General features: G+C 70.3%; 2 protein-coding genes. Both read left to right on the plus strand.

The window, feature by feature from the left end; translation table 11 throughout:
• On the plus strand, positions 1-737 hold a 737-nt coding region (locus tag B2W70_RS01080), incomplete at its 5' end, for a hypothetical protein (protein WP_286742091.1).
• 95 nt (positions 738-832) lie between these two features.
• On the plus strand, positions 833-2390 hold a 1558-nt coding region (locus tag B2W70_RS01085), incomplete at its 3' end, for a DEAD/DEAH box helicase (protein WP_286742093.1).

Genomic DNA, 2390 nt, shown 5'->3' on the forward strand with positions numbered 1-2390 from the left:
GCGATGGTGACCTGGTTCAGGCCGGTCAGCCTTTGATGAAGCTGGTGGCCGATGAGCTGCTCGCCGAAAAAGCGGTGCTCCAGGCCCGCATCGCGGCGTCCGAAGCACAGCGCAGCGCGGCCTGGGCCACGGACCCTGTGGGGGTGTCGCAGGCCGAAGAAGCCGTGGACCGTGACCGCCAGGCCCTGGCCGAAGTCGAGCGACGCATCGCCGGTTTGACCGTGCGCGCGGGCGTGGCGGGGCGCCTGGTCTGGCCACATGCCGCCGACATGACGGGGCGCGATGTGGCCGAAGGCGAGGTGCTGGCGCAGGTGTTGCCACCTGGCGGCGCTCGGGTGCTGGTCGTGGTCAGCGAGGCGGATGTGGGCCTGTGGCGCGAGGCCTTGCGCCGTCGCCGCGCAGGCGATGAAGATTTGCACGTGATGTTGGCCGACGCCAGGGGCACGGTGTGGCCCGCCAGCTTGGTGCGCCAGGTGCCTGCTGCGCTCGATCGTTTGCCCGCTCCTGCCCTGGGCAGCGCCGCAGGCGGTCCGGTGGAGGTGGACCCGGCAGATGCGGATGGCACGCGGCCCTTGCACCCGGTTTTCACCTTTGAGCTGCTGGTGCCGCAGGCCGTGGCCGAGCGGGTGGGCTCGCGCGCGCAGGTGCGCCTGACGCTGGCGCCGCAGACCTTGGTCGATCGCGTGTTCTTCCGCATGCGTCAGCTGCTGCTCAGCCACATGGGGGCGCTGGGGTGAGTGGCGCGTCGGCGCGTCGCCTGCCCGCGTCTGCTGCGGGCGAGCCGTAGGCGGGGCTCACGCCCAGGCCGGGACCCGTCTGGGGGAGCTACCCGATGCGGCCGGTGCCGCGCTGGCCCAAGCAGGCCCTGCTGGCGGCTGGAAAAGCCTGGCTTGCCCAATGGGGGCGGGGCCAGGCGAAATCGGTGCGCGAGTTGTGCAACAGCGTGCGCGTTCACCAAGCCCCCTTGCAGGCCATGTCGGACGAGGCCTTGAAGCTCATGGCCTGGCAGGCCCGAGCCGGCTTGTTGCAATCGGGTTTGACGGGTCACCCCTTGTCGCTGGCGTTGGCCGTGGTGTCGGAGGCGGTGCGACGCGAGCGCGGTTGGTGGCCGCGAGACACGCAGATCGAGGCCGCGGCCTGGATGCTGCACAACCACCTCGTTGAGCTGGGCACCGGCGAAGGCAAGACCCTGGTGGCCCAGCTGGTGGGGGCCACGGCCGCTTTGGCCGGCGTGCCGGTGCACGTGCTCACCTCCAACGACTACCTGGCGCAGCGAGACGCCGACGAGGCGCGCGGTGTGTGCGACCGCCTGGGCCTGAGCGTGGGCTGCATCCAGCACGACGACAAGCCCGATGCACGCCGTCTCACCTACGCTTGCGACCTGGCGTACGCCAGCGCTCGTGAGGTCGTCTTCGATCATTTGCGGGACCGGCTCGGCGCCTCGGAAGAAGGGCGGGGCAACCCCGCTGCGCACGAGCAGCCTGTGTTGCGCGGCCTGTGCATGGCCGTGCTCGACGAGGCCGACAGCTTGCTGATCGACGAAGCCTCCACGCCTTTGATCCTGTCGCAGCAGGTGCGCGACGACGAGTTGCCCAGGTGGCGCCTGGCGCTGTTCCTGGCCAGGCAGATGAAGCCGGGTGAGCAGGTGATCGAAACCGCACCTGGCCGTTGGCAACTGACCGATGCAGGCCGCGAGTGGCTGGGCCAACGCGCCCGCAACCTGGGCACGGAGTGGCAGCTGCGGCGTTTGCGAGAAGAGTGGTTGACGCAGGCGCTCACCGCCTTGCACGCGTTCCAGCGTGATGTGGATTACGTGGTGCACGACGGCGAGATCCAGATCGTAGACGTGCACAGCGGCCGGCGAGCGAAGGGGCGCAGCTGGTCGCGCGGCCTGCACCAGCTCATCGGCCTGAAGGAGGGCCTGCAGCCTGCGCCAGCCACGCAGACCTTGCTGCAGATGACCAGCCAGCAGTTCTTCCCGCGCTACCTGCGCTTGTGCGGGCAGAGCGGCACCTTGAGCGAGGCGCGCTGCGAGTTGCTGGCCACTTACGGCCTGCCGGTTCGGCCCGTGGCGCCTCACCGGGTCAGCCAGCGTCAGGACCTGGGGCTGAAGGTGCACGCGCATGCCCAGGCACATTGGCAGGCCGTGGCCGAGCGGGTGATGGCTTGTCGCGAGCGTGGACAGCCCGTTCTGGTGGGCACCCGCTCGGTGGCCGATTCGGTGGCCTTGTCAGGCGTGCTGCAGGCGCTGGGCTGCGCACACCGTGTGCTCAACGCCAGCCAGGACCAGGCCGAGGCCGAGGTGGTGGCCCAGGCCGGCGAGCCGGGTGCGGTCACCGTGGCCACGCAGATGGCGGGCCGAGGCACCGATGTGCACATCGGCGATGTGG

The sequence above is a fragment of the Aquabacterium sp. UBA2148 genome, assembly GCF_002328915.1.
Lineage (GTDB): Bacteria > Pseudomonadota > Gammaproteobacteria > Burkholderiales > Burkholderiaceae_C > Aquabacterium > Aquabacterium parvum.